This window comes from Rhizobium leguminosarum bv. trifolii WSM2297, assembly GCF_000271845.1.
This window is the reverse complement of the sequence record NZ_JH719395.1, coordinates 2,729,477-2,748,820: the sequence shown is the minus strand read 5'-3', so window position 1 is coordinate 2,748,820 and position 19,344 is coordinate 2,729,477. Positions and strand designations below refer to the sequence as shown.

At 60.1% G+C, this 19,344-nt stretch carries 19 protein-coding genes and 1 pseudogene; 9 read left to right on the top strand and 11 right to left on the bottom strand.

Annotation, left to right across the window (positions count from 1 at the left end):
- Positions 1-387: 387 nt before the first annotated feature.
- The 8 genes from RLEG4DRAFT_RS28610 to RLEG4DRAFT_RS28580 form a co-directional block, all read right to left on the bottom strand.
- Positions 388-2,310, bottom strand: coding sequence for a mechanosensitive ion channel family protein (locus tag RLEG4DRAFT_RS28610; protein ID WP_037094316.1), 1,923 nt, complete (start codon positions 2,308-2,310; stop codon positions 388-390).
- Between the two features lie 112 nt (positions 2,311-2,422).
- Entirely contained in the window at positions 2,423-2,545 is a 123-nt protein-coding gene (locus tag RLEG4DRAFT_RS53005; RefSeq protein ID WP_003582003.1) for a hypothetical protein, read from the bottom strand.
- Between the two features lie 29 nt (positions 2,546-2,574).
- Entirely contained in the window at positions 2,575-3,729 is a 1,155-nt protein-coding gene (locus RLEG4DRAFT_RS28605) for an AI-2E family transporter (protein WP_003582001.1), read from the bottom strand.
- A gap of 49 nt (positions 3,730-3,778) precedes the next feature.
- A complete protein-coding gene (gene ppk2, locus RLEG4DRAFT_RS28600) occupies positions 3,779-4,642 on the bottom strand; it encodes a polyphosphate kinase 2 (protein WP_003581999.1) in 864 nt (287 codons plus the stop codon).
- Positions 4,643-4,654: 12 nt separating this feature from the next.
- Complete coding sequence (locus tag RLEG4DRAFT_RS28595; protein ID WP_432416830.1) at positions 4,655-6,367, bottom strand: SulP family inorganic anion transporter; 1,713 nt, start codon at positions 6,365-6,367, stop codon at positions 4,655-4,657.
- A 90-nt stretch (positions 6,368-6,457) separates the two neighbouring features.
- Positions 6,458-7,615 carry an HlyD family secretion protein gene (locus tag RLEG4DRAFT_RS28590; protein ID WP_003581997.1) on the bottom strand — a complete coding sequence of 386 codons (1,158 nt, stop codon included), beginning with the start codon at positions 7,613-7,615 and terminating at the stop codon, positions 6,458-6,460.
- Positions 7,615-7,956, bottom strand: a complete 342-nt coding sequence (locus RLEG4DRAFT_RS28585) for a DUF3302 domain-containing protein (RefSeq protein ID WP_003581995.1) — start codon at positions 7,954-7,956, stop codon at positions 7,615-7,617. Before RLEG4DRAFT_RS28585 ends, RLEG4DRAFT_RS28590 begins: the two co-directional genes overlap by 1 nt.
- Before the next feature lie 144 nt (positions 7,957-8,100).
- A complete protein-coding gene (locus RLEG4DRAFT_RS28580; RefSeq protein WP_003581993.1) occupies positions 8,101-9,924 on the bottom strand; it encodes a hypothetical protein in 1,824 nt (607 codons plus the stop codon).
- 122 nt (positions 9,925-10,046) lie between these two features.
- Here RLEG4DRAFT_RS28580 and RLEG4DRAFT_RS28575 point away from each other — a divergent pair, with 122 nt between their 5' ends.
- From RLEG4DRAFT_RS28575 to RLEG4DRAFT_RS28565, 3 genes are read left to right on the top strand one after another with little or no spacing between them, the layout of a single operon-like run.
- Positions 10,047-10,352, top strand: coding sequence for a hypothetical protein (locus tag RLEG4DRAFT_RS28575; protein WP_245277994.1), 306 nt, complete (start codon positions 10,047-10,049; stop codon positions 10,350-10,352).
- Between the two features lie 44 nt (positions 10,353-10,396).
- Entirely contained in the window at positions 10,397-11,797 is a 1,401-nt protein-coding gene (locus tag RLEG4DRAFT_RS28570; protein ID WP_037094314.1) for a DUF3300 domain-containing protein, read from the top strand.
- Positions 11,798-11,841: 44 nt separating this feature from the next.
- Complete coding sequence (locus tag RLEG4DRAFT_RS28565) at positions 11,842-12,777, top strand: DUF2950 family protein (protein ID WP_037094311.1); 936 nt, start codon at positions 11,842-11,844, stop codon at positions 12,775-12,777.
- A 215-nt stretch (positions 12,778-12,992) separates the two neighbouring features.
- Here RLEG4DRAFT_RS28565 and RLEG4DRAFT_RS28560 read toward each other — a convergent pair whose 3' ends face one another.
- On the bottom strand, positions 12,993-13,496 hold the full coding sequence (locus RLEG4DRAFT_RS28560) for a CYTH domain-containing protein (RefSeq protein ID WP_003581989.1): 504 nt from the start codon (positions 13,494-13,496) through the stop codon (positions 12,993-12,995).
- Positions 13,497-13,502: 6 nt separating this feature from the next.
- Positions 13,503-13,967 carry a hypothetical protein gene (locus tag RLEG4DRAFT_RS28555; protein WP_003581988.1) on the bottom strand — a complete coding sequence of 155 codons (465 nt, stop codon included), beginning with the start codon at positions 13,965-13,967 and terminating at the stop codon, positions 13,503-13,505.
- A gap of 231 nt (positions 13,968-14,198) precedes the next feature.
- On the opposite strand from RLEG4DRAFT_RS28555, the pseudogene RLEG4DRAFT_RS47305 reads away from it, so the two are divergent.
- Positions 14,199-14,386, top strand: a pseudogene (locus tag RLEG4DRAFT_RS47305) (hypothetical protein); the annotation flags it as partial.
- Between the two features lie 31 nt (positions 14,387-14,417).
- On the opposite strand, the gene RLEG4DRAFT_RS28545 reads toward RLEG4DRAFT_RS47305, so the two are convergent.
- Positions 14,418-15,008, bottom strand: coding sequence for a helix-turn-helix domain-containing protein (locus RLEG4DRAFT_RS28545; protein ID WP_245278024.1), 591 nt, complete (start codon positions 15,006-15,008; stop codon positions 14,418-14,420).
- A gap of 282 nt (positions 15,009-15,290) precedes the next feature.
- Here RLEG4DRAFT_RS28545 and RLEG4DRAFT_RS28540 point away from each other — a divergent pair, with 282 nt between their 5' ends.
- Genes RLEG4DRAFT_RS28540 through RLEG4DRAFT_RS28520 form a run of 5 tightly spaced genes read left to right on the top strand, consistent with a single transcriptional unit; the run spans position 15,291 to position 19,336 of the window.
- Positions 15,291-15,977, top strand: a complete 687-nt coding sequence (locus RLEG4DRAFT_RS28540; RefSeq protein ID WP_003581985.1) for a GntR family transcriptional regulator — start codon at positions 15,291-15,293, stop codon at positions 15,975-15,977.
- Positions 15,974-16,843: an isocitrate lyase/PEP mutase family protein gene (locus RLEG4DRAFT_RS28535; RefSeq protein WP_003581983.1), complete on the top strand. Its 870-nt coding sequence runs from the start codon at positions 15,974-15,976 to the stop codon at positions 16,841-16,843. The genes RLEG4DRAFT_RS28540 and RLEG4DRAFT_RS28535 overlap by 4 nt, the downstream gene beginning before the upstream one ends.
- A complete protein-coding gene (locus tag RLEG4DRAFT_RS28530) occupies positions 16,840-17,562 on the top strand; it encodes an SDR family NAD(P)-dependent oxidoreductase (protein WP_003581982.1) in 723 nt (240 codons plus the stop codon). Before RLEG4DRAFT_RS28535 ends, RLEG4DRAFT_RS28530 begins: the two co-directional genes overlap by 4 nt.
- Positions 17,559-18,062, top strand: coding sequence for a TRAP transporter small permease (locus RLEG4DRAFT_RS28525; RefSeq protein WP_003581980.1), 504 nt, complete (start codon positions 17,559-17,561; stop codon positions 18,060-18,062). Before RLEG4DRAFT_RS28530 ends, RLEG4DRAFT_RS28525 begins: the two co-directional genes overlap by 4 nt.
- Entirely contained in the window at positions 18,059-19,336 is a 1,278-nt protein-coding gene (locus RLEG4DRAFT_RS28520) for a TRAP transporter large permease (RefSeq protein WP_003581979.1), read from the top strand. Before RLEG4DRAFT_RS28525 ends, RLEG4DRAFT_RS28520 begins: the two co-directional genes overlap by 4 nt.
- Positions 19,337-19,344: the final 8 nt, after the last annotated feature.

Genomic DNA, 19,344 nt, shown 5'->3' with positions numbered 1-19,344 from the left:
CCGTTGCGTTCATAAATTGTGCCCTAATATTGAATTTTTCACAAGATTATTGTCATCGGCGGAGTAGGTGCGGGTCGGTCCGGATGTGGCGAAGGTCGCTTGCGAAGCGCGCGCTTTCGATAGGGCCGTACCGATTTTATTGTTCCATAGGCAAATGGCTTGAGCCGGTCGCTACCGACGTTTTGTTACGGCGTAGTGAGAAATTTCTTCCAAATAACACTGGCTGTTCCGCCGAAGTTACAAGTCTCTGTGGCTTCAGGCCCCCGCAACCCAACTTTCCCTCATTATCCCCAAAAGCCCCGCAAGGGGCTTTTGGCGTTTCTCGGCGCAAAAAATCGTAATGGTCGGATCGGGAGTCGCAAGGCTTGATGACCGGGCCGGCGGGATTCACCCCTCCGTCCCGGTGGCGCTCTTTTCCTGGCGGTCGCGTGTTGCAATCATTGCGGCCGCTGCTCCGGTTTTGTCATCGCCGCCGATCTGCACACTCGGCGTTGCGAATGAGATGCCGTTGGCCTGGAATGCCTCGCGGATCATCAAATAGGCCTTGCGGCGGATGTAGGTCTGCTGGCCGGGGACCGTCGTCATCGCGAAACTCAGCACGATGCCGTAGTCGCCGAATTCCTCGACACCCTTCATCTTAAGCGGTTCTATGAACATCGGGCCGACTTCTGCATCCGCCTGCAGTTCGACGCCGATCGCCTTGGCGATCTTGCGGGCCTTGTTGAGGTCAGTGTCGAAGCCGACCGATATCCTGAACTTGTCGATCACCCAATCCCGACTCATGTTCTCGACGGCGCCGAGCACGCCGAAGGGAACGGTGAAGACAGGACCCCGGTGATGTCTGAGGCGGACGGAGCGGAGACTGAACCCTTCGACCGTGCCCTTGTAGCTGCCGCTCTGTATGTATTCGCCGACCCTGAAGGCGTCGTCGAGCATGTAGAAGACGCCGCTGATCACGTCCTTGACCAAGGTCTGTGATCCGAAACCCAGCGCCACACCAAAGATCCCGGCTCCGGCAATCAGCGGCCCGATTTCGACGCCGAGCTGCGCAAGCACGATCAACACCGCCATCACTGCGACCAGTACCGCGAGCATGTTTCGGAAGATCGGAAGCAGGGTGCGCAGGCGCGCGCGCCGCGCGGACTCGGCCGGGGAGGGCGCAATACCCTCGGCCGCCGGCGCCAGTGTCCGATCGATCCACGCTTTCGACAGATGCCAGACGAGGTCGGCGAGCAGGACGACGACCACGCTCTTCAGCAGACCATATGCGATCGCCTGTGCGGCCGCATTGCCCGCGATAATCGTCGTCGTGCTGGTTTTCAACACCATTGCAAGCGACGCCAGCGCAAGCAGAACGACGACCGCCCGGCTTCCGCGGATGAGGAGGACCTGTCGGACGCTTCCCGGCTCGGCCGAGCTGGCCGCCCCGGCGGCGTTCCCGACGACTTTCAGCAGCGGAGGCAGAAGGAGCACGTAGACGCCGATCAGGAAAAGTCCGGTGAGGCCGACCGACCACACCACCCAGAGGATCAGAACGGCGAGGACTATGGCCAGTCTCGCCTTAAGGCTCATGGCCACCACTGACACGACGCCCTCGATTGCGAGGATCACGAGGACGAGCGAGAAACACCAGGAGACGGCCTGTGACACTGCAGGATCGACGCCGATCGGTTTTCCGAGCATGGCCGCTGCGATTGCGACGAAAAGCACGCCGACGAAAAGCCTTATTCGTCGTCGGATGTGCGGGCGGGCCACGGCGAAGTCGATAGCGATGGACGCTGCCCGAAAGGCGATGATGCCGGCGAGCGCGACCATCAGGGTTGCCTCCGTCAGTGGCGGCCACCGCAGTGCGAAGAAGATCAGCCCCATCGAGAAGGTGAAGACAGCCAAGGATAGAAGCTGGGCCGCCAACGACACGGCCCCGGCTCTTGCCCGGAGATAAAGCCGCTCGGCGATCACGCCGGCGGCGAGCAGGCACAGCAGGATCACGAAGACGGGCGCGTATCCTGCAGAGAGCGCGTCATGTCTCGTTCGGGCCGCGGCTGCCCCTATCTCCGCGGGTATGCGAGGGAGGGCCGCCAGCGTCGCGTCGAAGCGTGCCCGCATCGCAGCTTCCCACGCAAACAACGTTTCCTCCGGCGGCTTCGGCGCTGGTTCAGATTTTCGAGCTTCGAGCAGCGATTGCACCTCTGGATCCTGGAGCAGTCGGACAAGATCATCGATCTTCTGCTGCGCCGGCACGGCAGGGGTCTGCGCTTGCGTCGTGGCTGCGAGGACAAGAAAAAGCACCACTGCCGCGATCCATCTCATTCTGTGGTCTTTCGGATTGGGTATTGGACGCTGGCTCTTGGGAAGATCTGCCATAGCAGCGTGCCGGGACTGCTGGGGCGGGCGGGCGCTTCGCAGAAGGCGGTTGAGGTGATCACAGGAATGCCCAAACGAATTTGATCAGGACGGCAAGCGCCCCAAGCACGGCCAGGATTAACAGCGTCCGCAGTACAATGATGAGCGCTTTGTCGCTCCAGTGGGTCGAAGCTTTCGACATGTTTTCTCCTCACTCGAGCTGCGGAAAGGTCAGCAGACATCGCCCCGATCGACCACATCGCCCCCTTCGACACCGCCTGTCAGCCTGTCGTCCGTTGGCGAGGGCCAAGCCCAGCTTCGCAGCAATTCATAAAATACGCTGAGGACGATTGGGCCGAGGAAGAGCCCAAGCAGGCCGTATGACAGCGTGCCCCCAATGACGCCAATGAGGATCACTGGCATTGGTGTCGTCAAGCCACGCGCCATGAGGAGGGGCTTGAGCACGTTGTCCAGCAGCGTGATGGGCGTCGCGATGAGCGTAAATGCCAGGGATGTCGAAACCGGCCAGGAAAACCAAGCCCAGATGATTGCGGGAACCAGGACCAGGCCGGGGCCGATCTGCATGATGCAGAGGATGAAAACGGCAAAGGTCAATGCCCCTCTTGCCGGCAGATCGAAGATGACGAAGCAGAGCCCGCATAAAAGCGTTTGCAGGAAGGCGACGCCAATCACGCCGCGCGAGACGTTGCGCACGGTTGTGGCCGCAAGCTTGGCGAAGCCAACGCCCCTGTCGCCCGCAACTCTGTTGGCAAGAGCTGCCACGATCGAGCTTAGTCGTTGACCTGTTGCCATCAGGAAGCCGGACAGAACAACGGAGACGATGAAGCTCAACAGGCCGGCGCCGATCGAGGCGAGTTTGGTGACGACGACGCCGGCGATCTCGCGCAGAGGCGCCTGGAATTTCGTGATCGATGCGGCGAGGTTGGTGGCGATCTGGTTCCAGGCGGCATAGAGCCGTTCGCCGACGACAGGCCACTCGCGAATGCTCTGAGGCGCCGAAGGCAAGGCAAAGCTGTCCGTCCTCAATCTTGCGATGAGGTCTTGTGCCGCATCAGCGAAATTGACGGCGACAAGCGATAAAGGTGCGATGACGAGGACCAGACAGGCGACGACGATGATCGTTGCCGAAATGGCCGGACGGTTTCCAAGGGCGCGCGCAAGCATCTCATGCAAAGGAAACAACGCGATAGCCAGGATCGCAGACCAGATGACGATCAGCGCGAACGGAGCGACCAGACGGAAGGACCAGTAGGCGAAAAGTGCGATGATCCCCAGCCGCACGAGATCGCTGACCCGCGTCTCGATCGAGGTCTGCATGATGTCTGCGGGCTTCAACGCCTCGCCCCGTGTCTGCTCCAGATTCATAACGGTCAGCCCGTCTGGTTTGCCGTCGATCGGCCGATCGGTCCGCCACTCACCGCGCGGTCACATCAGGAACGACATGCCGAACGCTCTGATCTTCGACATATCCGCCCGGGCGCTTCTGCCGCTTGCCGAGATCCGGCGCCTCGAACTTGACGCGCTCATAGGGTATCGACTGGAGGATGTGGGAGATGCAGTTTATGCGGGCTTGTTTTTTGTCATCCGACGGAACGATCCACCATGGCGCATGGTTGCTATCGGTCATCCGCAGCATCGCGTCGTAGGCCCGCGTATAATCCCACCAGCGCTGATAGGATTCGACGTCCATCGGGCTAAGTTTCCACTGCCGAAGCGGATCATCGATCCGGCGCTTGAAGCGCCGCTCCTGCTCGTCCTCGCTGACGGTCAGGAAGTATTTGAGCAGAATAATACCGCTCTCGACAATTGCCGCCTCGAAGCGAGGCGCCAGCTCGAGAAAACGCTCGGCCTTCTTTTCGCTGCAGAAGCCCATCACCCGGTCTACGCCCGGCCTGTTGTACCAGCTGCGGTCGAAGATCACGACTTCACCTGCGGCCGGCATGTAAGCGATATAGCGCTGCATGTAGATCTGCGACTTTTCGCGATCGGTCGGGGCGGGCAGCGCGATGACACGAAAGACCCGGGGGCTGACCTTCTCGGTGATGCGCTTGATCATTCCGCCCTTGCCGGCGGCATCACGGCCTTCGAAGACGATGACGATCCGGGCGCCCGATTTCTTCACCCAGGCCTGCAGATGAGCAAGCTCCACCTGAAGGCGAAGGATCTCTTTCTCGTAGTCCCAAGACCTCTTCTTTTTCTTGCCTTTGCTCTTGTCCTTATCGTTCCGTTTCGCCTCGGCCACTGCCTCTTCGAGATTTGCGTCGTAACCCTTGTTCATAACTCCCTCCGTTCAGGGCCCGAGGACGGGTCCGTTCGTTTCTTCCGGCTTGTCCAAAATTGCATCGCGTGCCGATCCAAGGGCTGCCACCGCCTCGTCCTTGTCGTTGAAGATGTTGGCTGAGCCGATAGCGGTGATCACGCCGGCGCGGTCGAGCAGTTGCCGGCTTTCCTCGTTGAGATCGGCTATCGCGAAGGTGATGTTCTGTTTCGAGAGCGTTTGGGCGACGGCATCGAGCGCCGCGGCGCCGGTACTGTCGACATGGGAGATGGCGCTCGCATCCAGCAACAGGGCTCTCGTCCCCCGCGCAAGCTCCTTAGCGATGATCTGGAGCCGTGTGCGCACGTAGTCGGCGTTGAAGAACAGGATGTTGCCCTGGATTACGCATATCGCGACACCTTCTTGCGGGCGCGCCTGGGGAAAGCGGGCGAGATCAAAGAAGCCCTCCCGCCCTTCGATCCTGCCGAGAAGACTGTCGCGCGGATACATGGTCTTGCGCAGGAGATAGACGAGGGTTGCGGCAATCGCGACAATGACGCCGTTGAGAACACCGAAGCTGATTGCGCCCCACATGGTGATCAATGCGAAGACGAATTCCATCCGGCTGATGCGCCAGACTTTTTTCAGTTCGCCGATGTCGATCAGGCCGATGGCCGCCATTGCCAGGATGGCGGCAAGTGCCGGCAGCGGCAATATCCGTAAGGCGCTGTTCAGAAAGACGAGGGCAGCGATCAGCGTGGCCGCTGAGACAAGTCCGGCCGCCTGCGAGACGCCGCCTGCCGACATATTGATTGCCGTTCTCGAATCCGAGACGCTGATTGGAAACGAACCGAAAAGACCAGGAGCGAAATTTGCCGCCCCGAGACCGATCAGTTCCTGGTTCGCGTCCACCTCCTGTCCGGCGCGTGTGCCGAAACTGCGGGCGGCAACAATCCCCGCACCGAAGCTGACGAGGAAAACGGCGGCGGAGCCAAGCACGATCTTGTCGAGCGGCATCTCGTAAAGCGCAGGCAGCGAAAACATCGGCAAGCCGCGGGGAATGTCGCCGACGACGGCTATGCCGCGGCCCTGGAAGTCGAAGACGGCAGACAGGATCACCGAGACGACAACGACAAGAACAGGGCCGGGGACCTTGAGACGCGCGGCCTTTACCACCCACAATAAAGCGAACATCGACAGGCCGAAAATCAGTGACGGCCAGTGGATCGAAGCGCTCTTGCGCAATATTTCGACGATGGGCGGAACGAGCCCCTCGGACTCAATCTTGACCCCGGTGAAACGATTGATCTGGCCGACGAGGATCGACAGAGACACGCCGGCAAAGAATCCGACGAGAATGGGACGGGAGAGAAAGTTGGCCACGACTCCCAGTCTTAGAAACCTGGCAGCGAGGCAGAACACCCCGACGCCGAGCGCCAGGGCGGATGCGATCGCGATCCGGTCCACGCCTGCGGCGGCCGGCTCGGCTGCGATGATTGCGGCCATTGCGGCGGCGAGAACGGTCATGGTTGCGGCATCCGGCCCGACGACCAGCAGGCGCGATGGCCCGAAAATAGCGTAGGCGATCGGCGCGACGATGCTTGCATAAATTCCCGTTTCGGGAGGCAGGCCGGCGATCGCGGGATAGGCGATGGCGCTCGGCAGCCCGACTGCGGCAATCGACAGCCCGGCAGGGATGTCGCTTCGAAGCCAGTTCCGATTGAAGCCCTCCAGCCCCTTTAGCATCGGTATGCCGAAACTTCCGATCACCGTATTACTCCCCTGGATGTGCTTCGACGTCTCCCGAAATTCCAGCCGGGCTTCAGCCCATCCGTCTCAATGCTCGAGGAAAACGAAGTTCATCCAGCTACTCATCCTGAGAAGAACCTTGCGGAGAACGGCGACGTGATGCCAATGCTCGGTGTAGACGGCGACATCAGCAACGACGCCGCCCGGCAGCTGGTATTTGCTGGTATCTTCGAGGATCTCGATGCGTGCCAGCGTTTGACCCGGGGAGGCGCGCTCGGGCGACTGCGGATCGATCAGGGCGCCTGTCGGCTGAAGCTGGCCCTGCGCCATCACATCGATGATGCCCTGGATCCGGGCCTTGAATATCTTGCCGGGCACGGCCTTGAACGAGACTTCGGCCTCATCGCCAACCCGGACTCGCTGTAGCGAATTCTGGATGAAGGCAGCAGCCAATGTCCGGTCTTCGCTGTTGATGAAGACCATGACCGGCCGCAAGGGCAGCGGGTTAGCCATCATTCCCGGACGCAGGAAGACCTGTGCGACATAGCCACTGCTCGGGGCTCGAACGGTCGTCTGGTCGAGGTCGTATTCCGCATTGCCCAATTCGGCCTGCAAGCGTGCGACCGTCGGATTGATGCCGTTGATCTCCGAGTCATAAGCGAGCTTGGCTTGCATGGCCTGCGCCCGTGCGGTCTCGACCGCGGCTTCGGAGGTCAGGTAGATGCCTCGCCGGTTCTCGACTTCGAGTTCGGAAAAGACAGCGCCTTTGCCGCTCGATCTGGCGTTCTCGTTCGATTGCTGGAATTTCTCAAAGCTTTGCAGGGAGCGGTCGCGGGATGCCTCGGCACCGCTCACGGCGGAGTTCGCGGCATCGAGCGCAGATTTCAATTGAAGGACAGCCTGCTTGGCTTCCGCCAAAGCGGCCTTCTTCTGATCGACGACGAACTGATAGGGGCGCGGGTCGATGCGAAAGAGGACGTCGCCCTTCTTCAACGGCGTGTCGGGTTGGACCGGAACCTCCACTACTTGTCCGCCGACAACAGGAATGACCGGCGCAGAGGTAAAGTAGATGCGTCCGTCGCCTGAATAGGGGTGATTGTAACTCATGATGAGGAGCAGCGCGGAAATCAGGAACATGCCGCCCAGGACCGCTGTTGAAAGCGTCCATTGGTTTACCGGGATTCGGAAGACTTTGAAGATCGTCCAGCAGATTGCGGCATAGGTGAGGATCAGGAGCAGGTCCATCAGGCTTTCTCCTTCTCCAGAGGTTGGGCTTCCAGTTCGGCGATCCGAGCCTGAAGGCGGGCGATTTCGGCGTTTGCCTCCACTTCCTCCGCCAGCTTGCCGTCGGGCTTGATTCCCCAACCGCGGTCCTCTCGATAAAGGGAGGCCCAGATGAACAGAAACGGCCATATAACGTGGAGGGTGAACAGACTCACCCAGCCGGCGATATGAATGGCGTCCTGATGCGGGTGATTGCGTTTCTTCGCAATGATGTGAGGAATGTCATGGATAGCGATCACGGCGTAGAAAAGCGTTACGACCGTGAAAACCAGCACCCCGAGTGCAAAATAGTCGAGAAACACGGCTTCCCCCCCCTTCCGCTTTCGGCTTGATATGGCCGAACGGTTCGGCCTCAAGTGATGGCAGATAGTAACGCCGTTAACAGCCGAGCGCGTGTAGCATCACGTAACATCTATGGGAGAAGGGCGGCGCCCGGGTTCGGCCGACTATTGTGAAGCGACTGCGACGCCTGCCGCATTCAGCCCCGCGAGGATCCGTTGCTGATCCTCAAGACGAGGCAGGCGGATGCTGATCTCGTTGCGGATGTTGGCCAGCAACGCCGGTGCGTTCGCCTTGAGCCAATCACGCTCTTCACGGGCTTCATCGAGCCGGCCCTCCGCGCCAAGGATCGCAAGCAGGACGAGGTGATGTATGGGATTGTATCGCAGATCCGCCATCCTGACCCATAGTTCGGCTGCCTGGTAGTCCTCCCGCATGTAGGCGCACATGGCCAGACCCACTTCGTAATATCCTTTCGGGCCGGGATTTTTGTTAATGGCTCTCGACATCAACTCACAGCCGGTATCCCATTTGCCGGAAAGCGCCAGACGGAAGCCATATTCGCCGGCCACCTCCGTATCGGTGGGGTTTAGCTCATAGGCAGCAGCTCCCACTTTCAACGCGGCCTCGACATCGCCGTTAAAGAAGTTGGCAAGCATCAGCGCCTGCAGCGCGCGGGCATTCTGCGGATCGAGGTCGGTCGCACGGCGCGCGGTTTCCACCGCAGATTTCAAAGTGGAAAGGGCAGGCACTCTATCAAGGCTGAATTGAAAGCGGAGTTCATCGAGGTAGGTCATCGACAGCAAGGCCCAATAAGTGGAATTTCCCGGGTTGCGCTCCGTTGCTCGTTGAAGACAGGCCCGGACCGCGGCCTGGCCCTTTGGGTTGAGGTCGACCCGGTAGCTGTAATAAGACTGCGTGCAGGCGTAGTCATCCCGCTGATCGGAGGTGGACGATGGGATCGTTGCGGTATCGCTCTGGGAGATGATCCCATATGGCGGGGCGAGAACGATCGCCACCTCTTGGGCCAGGTCGGCTTCAACCTGCAAGACGTCCTGTATCCGAAGGTCCTTGTCGTAGCTGTTGGCCCAGATTACGGATCCATCATGACGGTTTACAAACCGTGCGGTCAGCCGCAACCTGCTGTCCTCGACGCGCACTCGACCTTGCAAAGCAAAACGCGGTTCCCGCGGTCCTTTCGGCAGCGGCTGTCCGCCCAATGCCGCAGGCATATTCGAAATTACAACAATCTCCCTAAACTTTGCCAGGTGGCCGATCACCTCGTCCGTCAGTCCTCGGGCGATACCTGCCGATGCGCCGGCTTCTGAAATGTCCTCGAATGGCTCCACAAGGACCTGGGGAAAATCTGGCCTATCAGTGGGGTTGGTAGGCGACGGCGTGCGAGGGCTGAAAAGAAAAGGAATGCCGAAGGCGATAAACAACGTGATCAGACCCAAGGAAACCGCCGTCACATAGAAGATCCAGGACGGCGGAGCGGATTGAACGGTGCTCTCGTCCAAGAGGGAGTGATCTGCAGGTTTAGAAGGTCTGACGGTTTGCACGACAGGGTCGGGACTATCGCTCGTTTCTGACGGTGGACCGAGGTTTGTCGCAGGGCAGGCGTCACTGTGTCTGAAGCACGGCACATACCCACCCTTCGGGATGGTAATGATGACCTTGTCGAATTGCCCCGCGACCAGATAATATCGTTCCAAGGCCCGGCGTATACGGCCGGCCTCAATCCTCACGACAGGATCGTTCTGGGCGTCGAATGAGGCGTCTCGGCCGAATACCTCCAGGGCGATCGTATAGGCCTTCAGATAGGCCCCCCGTTCAGCGAGCGCTTCTTCGACAATATAATCAAGAAATCTACGCCCACGGTCAGGGGCGTGAAATTCCTGGCTGGATCTGATGCGATCAAGCTGTTCTCGTGTTTCCGATGTTGTGGGGATTGCCACACTTGGCGACCCGCTTGCTCGCACGCTTTGCATCGTCCGCCCCCCGATGAAGCCAGCCGCTCTACCCACGACCGTAGCTTCTTGTATGTTACATCTCTAAATAAGTGAGATGCAATATATTAATTCATCTGCTTTGTACGAAAACAACGAGCGGGATGGATATGGGGGCAGGCAATCCAGAAAAATTGGCCATCCTTGCGCTGCTTGAGCTCCACCTGCCCGAGCATCTTCCGCTCGCACAACGGCTTCTCGAGGTGGACGAAAATTTCCACAGCATGTGCCAGGACCTCGCTGCAGCCATTGAGGCGCTCACCAAAGTAGACTTGCTTCCCAGCAGTATTCGGGAGGTACGACGACAGGAATACGGCAGCCTGGTCGAGGGCCTTGTCGAGGAAATAGGGGATGCAATTCTTCGGTCAAAGGTCGTGGCACTGAGGCGTTCCACCGATCCGATGCCATAGCCAGCGTTATCGCAACCACTTGCAATCCAGGAGATGAAGGTGTGATGAAAGCGAGATATTTCAGGCTGCTGGCCGGCTTTTCAGCCATAGCAATCTCTTCCCTGCCGCCCGTGCCGTTAACTTACGCGCAGACACCCGTGCCGGCCACCAAGGCCGAACCCGTGCCGGCGCCGGACGCGGAAGCGGCCGGGCTCTCCGACGACGAACTCGAGGTTCTCGTGGCGCGTATCGCGCTTTACCCGGACGATCTCGTGGCAGCGATCTCGGCGGCTTCGCTGTTTCCCCTGCAGATCGTCGAGGCAGCTCGCTTCCTGGAAACCAAGAAAAAGAACGCCAGCCTCCAGCCGAAAAGCGAATGGGATGGAAGTGTGATTTCGCTGCTGAACTACCCGGAGGTCGTCAAGATGATGAGCGACGATCTCGAGTGGACGCAGGCGCTCGGAGACGCGCTGACCAATCAGCAGAAGGACGTCCTGATCGCGATACAGCAGCTCCGCGACGAAGCTATCGCGAAGAACATCATCAAGACGGATGACAAAGTCACCATTGTCAACGAGGGCGACAATGTCATCATCCAGCCCACAAATCCGGAGAAGATCTACATCCCGCAATATCCGCCGGAAATGCTGTACGAGCCGAACTACGACTACGCGCCAGTCTCCTATTATCCGGATTCCTACGACAACTATTACTATCCCGGGGCCGGCTTCTTCGCTGCTGCCGTGACCGGGGTCGCCTGGGCGGCGATCGTCAATTGGGACGACTGGGGCGTGTGGGGCGGACGCTGGAACGGTGATGTCGACATCGATTGCAACAATTGCCTCAACAACCGCAATTTCAATGGAAAAATGAACTTGAACGATGTCGACTGGAAGAATGTCGATCGTAGCAAGCTGAGCATCGGCAAGGATCAGTTGAACAAGCTTGACCGGTCGGCGATCCGGTCCAACCTCCAGACGGACAGCCGCAACCAGCTCAAGAACCAGGCGGGCAACCTTCAGAGGGAGCGAAACCAGTCGAGGGGCGATGCCGGGGCCCGAGCCGCAGATGTCCGAAAGAATACCGCGCAAGGGCTGAAGTCAAATCCGAAAACGTCGGTGGGAGATGCGGCCAAACGCGCGAACGCGCCCCGCGCCGATACGCGCCCTGCAAATGCAGGCAACCGCCAGGCCAAGGCTTCTCCGAAAGCGGGACCGAAATCCGGCAAGCCCAAGATGGCCGCCAAAGCCGATAATCGGAGCCGCCAGCAGAGCGCCCTCGGGAATGTTCAATCAGGTCGCCGCGAGGTCGTGAACTCCCAGCGCGGTGGCCAGAGCATGGGTGGTGGCCAGCGCGGCGCACCTCGGGCAACGCAGCACCGGTCTCGCCCGCCCGTTTCACATGGTGGAGGCGGGCGCGGCGGCGGGCGTGGCGGCGGCGGGCGTGGCGGCGGCGGCCGCCGCTGACTTAGGCAAATGTTTTCGTGAAGGCCAAACCATGGGGTGAACCGATGACACGACAATCGAGAGTGATTTCATTCATGCTGGGTGCGGCAGCTTCCTTGATGGTGCCGCAGCTTTCCCTGGCGCAGGAGCAGAGCAACCTCGAGGAATTCGTGGCTGGAACCCCACCCGCCTTTGACAGTCCCTCACTCGCAGTCGACCAATTCAAGCAGGTGTTGGCGTCCGGCGAAATTGACGGCTTGGCGAATCTGTTGGGTCTTAGCGCCGCTAAGCTGAAGGCGAGCAATGAGGCCACGATCGCCTATGGTTTGATACGTGAGGGCGCCGGCAAGCAGGTCATTCTTCAAGACCTTGGCGATCGCAAGGTCGTCGCGATCGGCGATCAACTGTGGCCTTTGCCTTTCCCGCTGAGCCGCAACGGCGACGGAAAATGGGCTTTCGACACGCAAATCGGCATTCAGGAAATCATCAACCGCAGGGTCGGCAGGAACGAACTTGCGACCATCCAGACGATGACCGACTACTTTATTGCCCAGTATGAGTATGCGCGAGAAGATCGCGATGGCGACGGCGTTTACGAGTTCGCACAGAAGCTCGTCAGCACAGCGGGCGCGCGGGACGGTCTGTACTGGGAGCCGGGAGCATTCGAAGAGGAGAGCCCCGCCGGCGGCCTTGTCGAGACCGCAGCCTTCGGCAATGCGAAGCGGGCAGAAGGCTATTACGGCTACCGCTATCGCATCCTGACGGCGCAAGGTTCCAATGTCGTCGGTGGCAAGCAGAGCTATATCGTCAACGGCAACATGACGGGCGGTTTTGGCCTCATCGCCTGGCCGGTAACCTACAGGGTAACCGGCGTGCAGACTTTCATGATCAACAATATGGGTGTCATCTACCAGCGCGATCTGGGTGATCAGACCGAGGGGCTGGCGTCTGCGATCAAGGAGTTCAACCCCGGTGCCGAATGGAGCCTGGTTGAAGACTGATGCATGCCTCCCGGTAGTGCGCAGCAGTTCCGAGGAACTAGAGCGGTTCAGCTTTTCACGGACGCGCTGAACCGCTCTAACTTTTTTTACGCAATCCCGGACGGAAAACCGCTTCGCACTTTTCCTCGGAATTGCTCTAAGTCGCGCCGCTTGAATCACCGTTCTTGCGGGGCTTTAAGCGCGGGGCAAGCGACCTTTAAAGATAACGCCGCGCTTTAGACGCGGGCATATTCCGAAATGCCATAAGGTGGCGACATTGCCGGGCGATGGAATGCCAGCGCCCGGTTGGAATAACGTTTGTCTCCAGTCACTTCGCGACCGAGCCAGGAGGGGAGGGACGGACGATCTGTCTCACTCGACATTTCGATCTCGGCAATGGTCAGGCCCTGATAGGCGCCGCCGAAGACATCGATCTCCCAGACATCGCCCTGATGGACAACCTCATACCTTGTCTTTTCAAGCACCTTGCCACGCACATGAAGCATCAATTCCTTGGCTTCAACGAGGGGAATGTCGTACTCGAATTCCTCGCGCGTAAGGCCGCGTTTGCCGAACTTCACCGCCAGCTGTGCCGTCAGATCATCGATCAGGCGAATACGGAGACTGCTGGCAGCGCCTCGCGCAAGATAACCTTGTCGAAATACATGCGCGCTCGTCGCGCTGGCGCGCCAAGCGTCGCTGCGCACGAGAAACTTGCGCTCGATCTCGACAGTCTTCATGCCCGGTCACTCCACCGGTTTTTCCCAGGTGAGGAAAAGACCGATATCGCCTGGCATGCCACCGGGGAAATTGATGACCAATGCCTTCAGGCCATAGCCCTGCGGTCTGCCGATCTCTTCGAACAGGTCGTAGAGTTCCTTGGCCTTTCCTTGCAAGGTGTTCTGCCACCCGGGCAAAAAGTTGTTGATTGCCCGGCCGCTATCGGAGCAAAAGCTCGACGGGAAACTGTAGATCATCGCCTCGAACTTGCCATCCGCAGCCGCCTTCGACACGAGGCGTTTGATCACCGTGCGTTCGGCATCGCCAATGTGCTTGCGGAAGAAGTCTTCAACGAATTCAGCGTGTTTTTTGGCTTCGCGCGCCTGTATCTTCTCTTGGCGTTCCATCTCGAGAAGTTGCAGTTCGAGCGCGCGTTTGCGCAGCTCTTCTGCACTGGTCATTGACGGGGTAGAAGCAGCAGGTCCGGTCATCGCTTTGCCCTCCATGATTTACAATAGAGATAAAATGTCATGGGTTCGGATGGCAGTAAGATACGGTATCATACATGATGCCCGAATGGCTTGCTGCTGGCGCCTTCTCGAGGGAGCGGCCAAGTCGCGGTTCGGGGTGATACCTCAATGGCACGACCATCAAGGCTGATGCCGGCATCCTCTCCGGCCGAGGCCACACCCATTGACTAGGCTCAATGCCTGATTGCGCCCATTGCCGACTTTTCGGAGACAGGCCGTCATCCCCGCAAGGCAGCGAAAAGGACGTCGAGGCCATTCGCGCGGCCGCTCGGTCAGATAAATGGCTTGTCGGCAAACTGAAGACGAAAAAGCTCACGCCAAACGATATTGAATGGGTAACGCGAGCCCGCAACGGCAATTTGACCTTCTACGTCGAATGAGCGTGGGTGCACCGCTTGTGCCGTGCTTCGCCTATGTGCTGAGCGCGGCAAGCCTGTTGCGATCAACGATATGGATGTATCGTTGGCCGCGCCCGAATAATTGCACAATGCGGCGGGTTCGAAGCTTGGTGAACGAACGTGCCACCGATTCCACCGTCAAGCCGAGATAGTCGGCGACATCGGTGCGCGACATCATGAGTTCAAACTCATTGGCGCCACCATTTCGAGCCGACATTTCCTGAACAAAAGCCGCCACACGCTCGAGAGCGCCCTGGCGGGCGACGACAAGCTGTCGCGAATTCGCGATCGACAGGCTGGACAGAGCTATATCCAGTAAATTTATCGGCGGCATCGGCGCGCCGGCTCTCGGAACGGATCGAATTTGAGAGTCGCAGATCGCCTCGGCGAAATCATCATGGATCTCTCCATCCTGCAGGCCGAACCATTCTCCCGTTCCATAGAATGAAAGAATGTGGCGGTGGCCATTGCGCATGATCCGATAGACCCGCACGGCGCCGGACTGAACCTGATAGATCAATGACGCCCGCTCGCCCTCGCGGTAGATGCCCTGGCCTGGGGAGACGCGCAGGACAGTGCTTGGCGGCAAACGTCCCGTCTCCATGGCGTTCGCGCCGTTCGGTTCAGGTATATAGCGTTTGGCAGCCTGGCTCGTGGTTATCATTGCCAATCCCCCCGTGAACCTGAACTCTTACAAGGAAGGCCGGCACTGAAAATTGGGGACGATCACTACGTAATAATACGTGCTGTCGGATGGGGTCCCGTTTCCCGGGCGCCGGCATGCATCACCCAGCACAAAATCACCTGAACCAATTCCCGGCGCGTGGCACTTGACAGCCTCTCTCACTTACATGTTACATCTTACATGTAAGATAGGGAGGTAAAAATGGGTGCCGAGTCGCTTCGCCTGGAGCAACCAAAGTCTCTGACCGCCATGGTGGCCGACCGCCTGCGTGTTGCGATCATCGACGGCGAATTTTCCCTTGGTGAAAACATTTCGGAAGAACGGCTCGTGGAGGCGTTCGGCGTCAGCCGCTCGCCCATTCGCGATGCGCTCAACGCATTGCAATTCACCGGACTCGTTGAGGTGCTCCCCAAGCGCGGCAGCTTTGTCTTCAGCCCGTCCGAAGAGGCCGTGATCATGCTGTGCGACTACCGCTTCGTGCTGGAGCGCGAGGCGGCGCTGATGTCGTTCAAACGGGCGCCGGACGCATTGGCGCGGAGGATGGAGGAGGTGATTGGTAGGATGGCCGATGCCTTGGACAGAGGTAATCTGCGCGCTTTCGGCCATGCGGATACGGCCTATCACAACACATTCTTCGATCTCTGCGGCAACGATCTGATCCGTGATGCCCACCAATTGGCCGATGCGCGCATAGCCACGCTGCGCACATTGCTGACCGCGCCGTTCGACGATCGGCGTCGTTCGAGCTTCGATCAGCACAAACTTATGGCCGACCAACTTCTCAAAGGCGATCACGACGCGTTCACCGCCTCGCTGAAGATCCATGTGGACTGGCGCGGACGGTTGCCGGACGCCATCCTCTCGCAGAGCGGGAAGCGGTCCCGATGAAAGACTACGCGAAGTCCCTGAGAGACCGTATCGCGCAGGGCGGGGTGGTTGCGGTTCCCGGCGCCCCTGACGTGTTGACCGCGCGCCTGATCGCGCAATGCGGTTTCGAGGCCGTCTATATGACGGGTCTCGGTGCGACCGCGAGCCGTCTCGGTACGCCCGATCTCGGCCTGCTGTCGCAGACCGAAATGGCCGATCAGGCACGGTCTATGGCGGCAGTGGCAGGCGTGCCGGTCATAGCCGATGCCGATACCGGCTATGGCGGTCCCCTCAATCTGCGTCGTGTGGTCGAGGACTACGCCCGTGCCGGCATCGCGGCATTCCACGTCGAAGATCAGCAGATGCCGAAGCGCTGCGGCCAGCTTTCCGGTGCGCGGCTGGTGACGCCGCGCGAGGCCGAGGCGCGGTTGCGTGCGGCCGTCGCGGCCCGGGACGCCAGCGGTCACGGGATGCTGGTCATCGGACGCACCGATGCCCTCGGCGTCGATGGAATGAATGCAGCCCTGGAACGCGCACGCCGCTATGCCGATACGGGCGTCGATCTGGTCTTCATCGACGGCATCCAAACGGTGGAACAGGTCGAAAAAGTGGCAGAGGGCCTGGCCGGGCCGAAGGTCGTCAGCATCGTCGATGGCACGGATGCGGCACGGCTTGGGCTCGATGAAATCTCGCGGATGGGATTCACCCTCTGTCTCTATGCGCTGACCACCTTGTTGGCCGGCCTATCGGCGCAGGCGGCGGCGCTCGCGCATCTGCGCGAAACGGGCGGGTTGCGGACAAATCCCGACGGCTTCGACTACGCACGTTTCTCGGGCCTGGTCGATCTCGCCGGCCATCAGGCCTTTGCGCACGAGTTCGAAACATGAGCCGCCCTGTCGTCCTGATCACCGGCGGCGCTGCGGGCATCGGCCTTGCCATAGCCCGCCGGATGGTAACGCGGGGCGCCGTCGTCTGGCTGTGGGACCAGGAGGAAAAGCCATTGGCGGCCGCGGCGGCCAAATTCGGCGACATGGCGCGGAGTTTCACAGTCGACATTGCCGATGGCGAGGCAGTCAACATGGCCGAAGCGGCGCTAGCCACCTTGCCGCCCACGCATCTGGTAAACAATGCGGGTGTCCTCGGCCGGAACATGGCGCTCGATGCGATGGACGCCGTCGAAATCGATCGGGCACTTTCGGTCAACGTCAAGGGCACCCTGTTGGTGACGGCCGCCTTCCTGCGGGCGCGGGCGGCGCATACGCAAGCGGCGATCGTCAACGTGGCATCCATTGCCGGGTTTAACGGCGGTGCGCCGGGCCATGCAGTCTATGGCGCGACCAAGGGCGCGATTTTGGCGCTGACATCAGCGATGGCGCGGGACCTCGCGCCCGGCGTTAGGGTCAATGCCCTGGCGCCCGGGATTATCGACACTGACATCCAGAAAGACGTCTTCGCCGACCGTGCCGCATTGGCCGCGCAGGCGTCCGGCGTCCCGCTGCAGAGGATCGGAGTGCCTGACGAGGTGGCTGAAGCTGCCGAATGGCTGTTGTTTGGCGCCGGTTATGTGACCGGCGAAACCATTCGCGTCGGAGGAGGGCGTAAATGAAAAGGATTGAGCGGTTTGTTTTCCGCGCCATCGATGTGGCGCTAGTGCTTCTACTCGCGGCGATGACCGCAATGGTCTTCCTAAACGTCGTTCTCCGCTATGGATTCGGATCAGGTATCGACGTTTCGGAGGAGATGTCGCGTTTCTGCTTCGTCTGGCTGATTTTCCTCGGCTCGATCTCGGCCATGCGTCGCAATCTGCATATGGATTTCGACATGGTGGTGACGATGGTCGGCCCCGGCACCCGCCGCATTCTGCTGACGATTGCCAATGTGCTGATCCTCGGCTGTTGCGTGCTGTTGCTGGTGGGCACCTTGATGCAGTGGCATGTCAATGCCACCAACGCCGCGCCCGTGACCGGTATGCCGATGAGCTGGCTGTTCGGCGTCGCAATTCCCGCGAGCCTGGCCATCGGCGCGATGGCCGCCTGGCGTGCGATCGGCTATGCGACCGGCCGCATGACCGAAGCTCCCAAGGCGATCGGGGAGATCCACGAATGAGCCTGGTCATCTTCCTCGTCGTCCTCTGCGCCGCGATGGCGGTCGGCGTTCCGATCGCCTTCGCCTTGATCCTCTGTGCGGTTGCCATGGGTATCACGCTCGACATGTTTGACCCGCAGATCATATCGCAGCGCACGATCGTCGGGGCGAACAGCTTTTCTCTCCTGGCCATCCCGTTCTTTCTGCTGGCGGGAGAACTGATGAATGCCGGCGGCATGTCGAAGCGAATCGTAGCGTTCGCGGTTTCCCTGGTTGGCCATGTGCGCGGAGGGCTAGGGGTCGTTGCGATTTTTGCGGCCATCATACTTGCGTCGTTGTCGGGGTCGGCGGCTGCCGATACCGCCGCCCTGGTGACGATGCTGCTGCCGATGATGCGAGGCGCAGGCCATGACGAGGCACGGTCGGTCGGCCTGATGGCTTCGGGGGGCATTATCGCGCCGATCATTCCGCCGTCCATCGCCTATATCATCTTCGGTGTCGCCACCAACCTGTCGATCTCGCAATTGTTCATGGCCGGCATTGTTCCCGGCATCATGATGGGAGTCGGATCGCTGCTCGCCTGGCTGATCGTTTCGCGCGTCGACAATGTCGCGCCACTGCCCCGCGCCACGTGGCGGCAAAGGGCCGTCGCCACGCGGAGCGCCATCTGGGCGCTTGGCCTGCCCGCGATCATCCTGGGAGGCATTCGGTTCGGTGTGGTCACGCCCACAGAAGCAGCCGTGGTCGCTGTGGTCTATGCCTTGTTCGTCGGCTTGTTCGTTTATCGCGAACTGCAACCATCGCAGCTGTTCGAGGTCTTCCGCAACGCGGCAACCACGACCGCCGTCGTCATGTTGCTGGCCGCCGCGGCGCTGGCCACGTCCTGGTTCATCTCGATTGCCGATCTCTCCGGCATCGTGTTGGGCGTGGTCGAGCCGCTCATCGACTACCCGACGATCCTGCTGGTCGTGATCATGCTGCTGGTCATCGCGGTCGGAACCGCCCTGGACATGGGACCAACCATTCTGATCCTGGCGCCGGTGCTGCTGCCCGTTGTCAAGGAGGCGGGCATCGACCCCGTCTATTTCGGCGTCCTGTTCGTCATCAATTGCGCCATCGGGCTTGTGACCCCGCCGGTCGGAATTGCCCTGTCGGTGGCATCGGGCGTGTCGGGCGTGCCGATGCATCGGGCGACGATCGGCGCGATGCCGTTCATGATCGCGCAGACGGCCGTGCTGTTCCTGCTCGTCCTGTTCCCGCAGCTCGTTCTTTGGCCGATGGAGTGGCTGAAGTGATTTCCAGT

Bases quoted from the DNA above. Each gene is read 5' to 3' on its own strand.
- RLEG4DRAFT_RS28610 (WP_037094316.1), bottom strand. From the start codon at position 2,310: ATGAGATGGATCGCGGCAGTGGTGCTTTTTCTTGTCCTCGCAGCCACG.
- RLEG4DRAFT_RS53005 (WP_003582003.1), bottom strand. From the start codon at position 2,545: ATGTCGAAAGCTTCGACCCACTGGAGCGACAAAGCGCTCATCATTGTA.
- RLEG4DRAFT_RS28605 (WP_003582001.1), bottom strand. From the start codon at position 3,729: ATGAATCTGGAGCAGACACGGGGCGAGGCGTTGAAGCCCGCAGACATC.
- ppk2 (WP_003581999.1), bottom strand. From the start codon at position 4,642: ATGAACAAGGGTTACGACGCAAATCTCGAAGAGGCAGTGGCCGAGGCG.
- RLEG4DRAFT_RS28595 (WP_432416830.1), bottom strand. From the start codon at position 6,367: ATGCTAAAGGGGCTGGAGGGCTTCAATCGGAACTGGCTTCGAAGCGAC.
- RLEG4DRAFT_RS28590 (WP_003581997.1), bottom strand. From the start codon at position 7,615: ATGGACCTGCTCCTGATCCTCACCTATGCCGCAATCTGCTGGACGATC.
- RLEG4DRAFT_RS28580 (WP_003581993.1), bottom strand. From the start codon at position 9,924: ATGCAAAGCGTGCGAGCAAGCGGGTCGCCAAGTGTGGCAATCCCCACA.
- RLEG4DRAFT_RS28575 (WP_245277994.1), top strand. From the start codon at position 10,047: ATGGATATGGGGGCAGGCAATCCAGAAAAATTGGCCATCCTTGCGCTG.
- RLEG4DRAFT_RS28570 (WP_037094314.1), top strand. From the start codon at position 10,397: ATGAAAGCGAGATATTTCAGGCTGCTGGCCGGCTTTTCAGCCATAGCA.
- RLEG4DRAFT_RS28565 (WP_037094311.1), top strand. From the start codon at position 11,842: ATGACACGACAATCGAGAGTGATTTCATTCATGCTGGGTGCGGCAGCT.
- RLEG4DRAFT_RS28560 (WP_003581989.1), bottom strand. From the start codon at position 13,496: ATGAAGACTGTCGAGATCGAGCGCAAGTTTCTCGTGCGCAGCGACGCT.
- RLEG4DRAFT_RS28555 (WP_003581988.1), bottom strand. From the start codon at position 13,967: ATGACCGGACCTGCTGCTTCTACCCCGTCAATGACCAGTGCAGAAGAG.
- RLEG4DRAFT_RS28545 (WP_245278024.1), bottom strand. From the start codon at position 15,008: ATGGAGACGGGACGTTTGCCGCCAAGCACTGTCCTGCGCGTCTCCCCA.
- RLEG4DRAFT_RS28540 (WP_003581985.1), top strand. From the start codon at position 15,291: ATGGGTGCCGAGTCGCTTCGCCTGGAGCAACCAAAGTCTCTGACCGCC.
- RLEG4DRAFT_RS28535 (WP_003581983.1), top strand. From the start codon at position 15,974: ATGAAAGACTACGCGAAGTCCCTGAGAGACCGTATCGCGCAGGGCGGG.
- RLEG4DRAFT_RS28530 (WP_003581982.1), top strand. From the start codon at position 16,840: ATGAGCCGCCCTGTCGTCCTGATCACCGGCGGCGCTGCGGGCATCGGC.
- RLEG4DRAFT_RS28525 (WP_003581980.1), top strand. From the start codon at position 17,559: ATGAAAAGGATTGAGCGGTTTGTTTTCCGCGCCATCGATGTGGCGCTA.
- RLEG4DRAFT_RS28520 (WP_003581979.1), top strand. From the start codon at position 18,059: ATGAGCCTGGTCATCTTCCTCGTCGTCCTCTGCGCCGCGATGGCGGTC.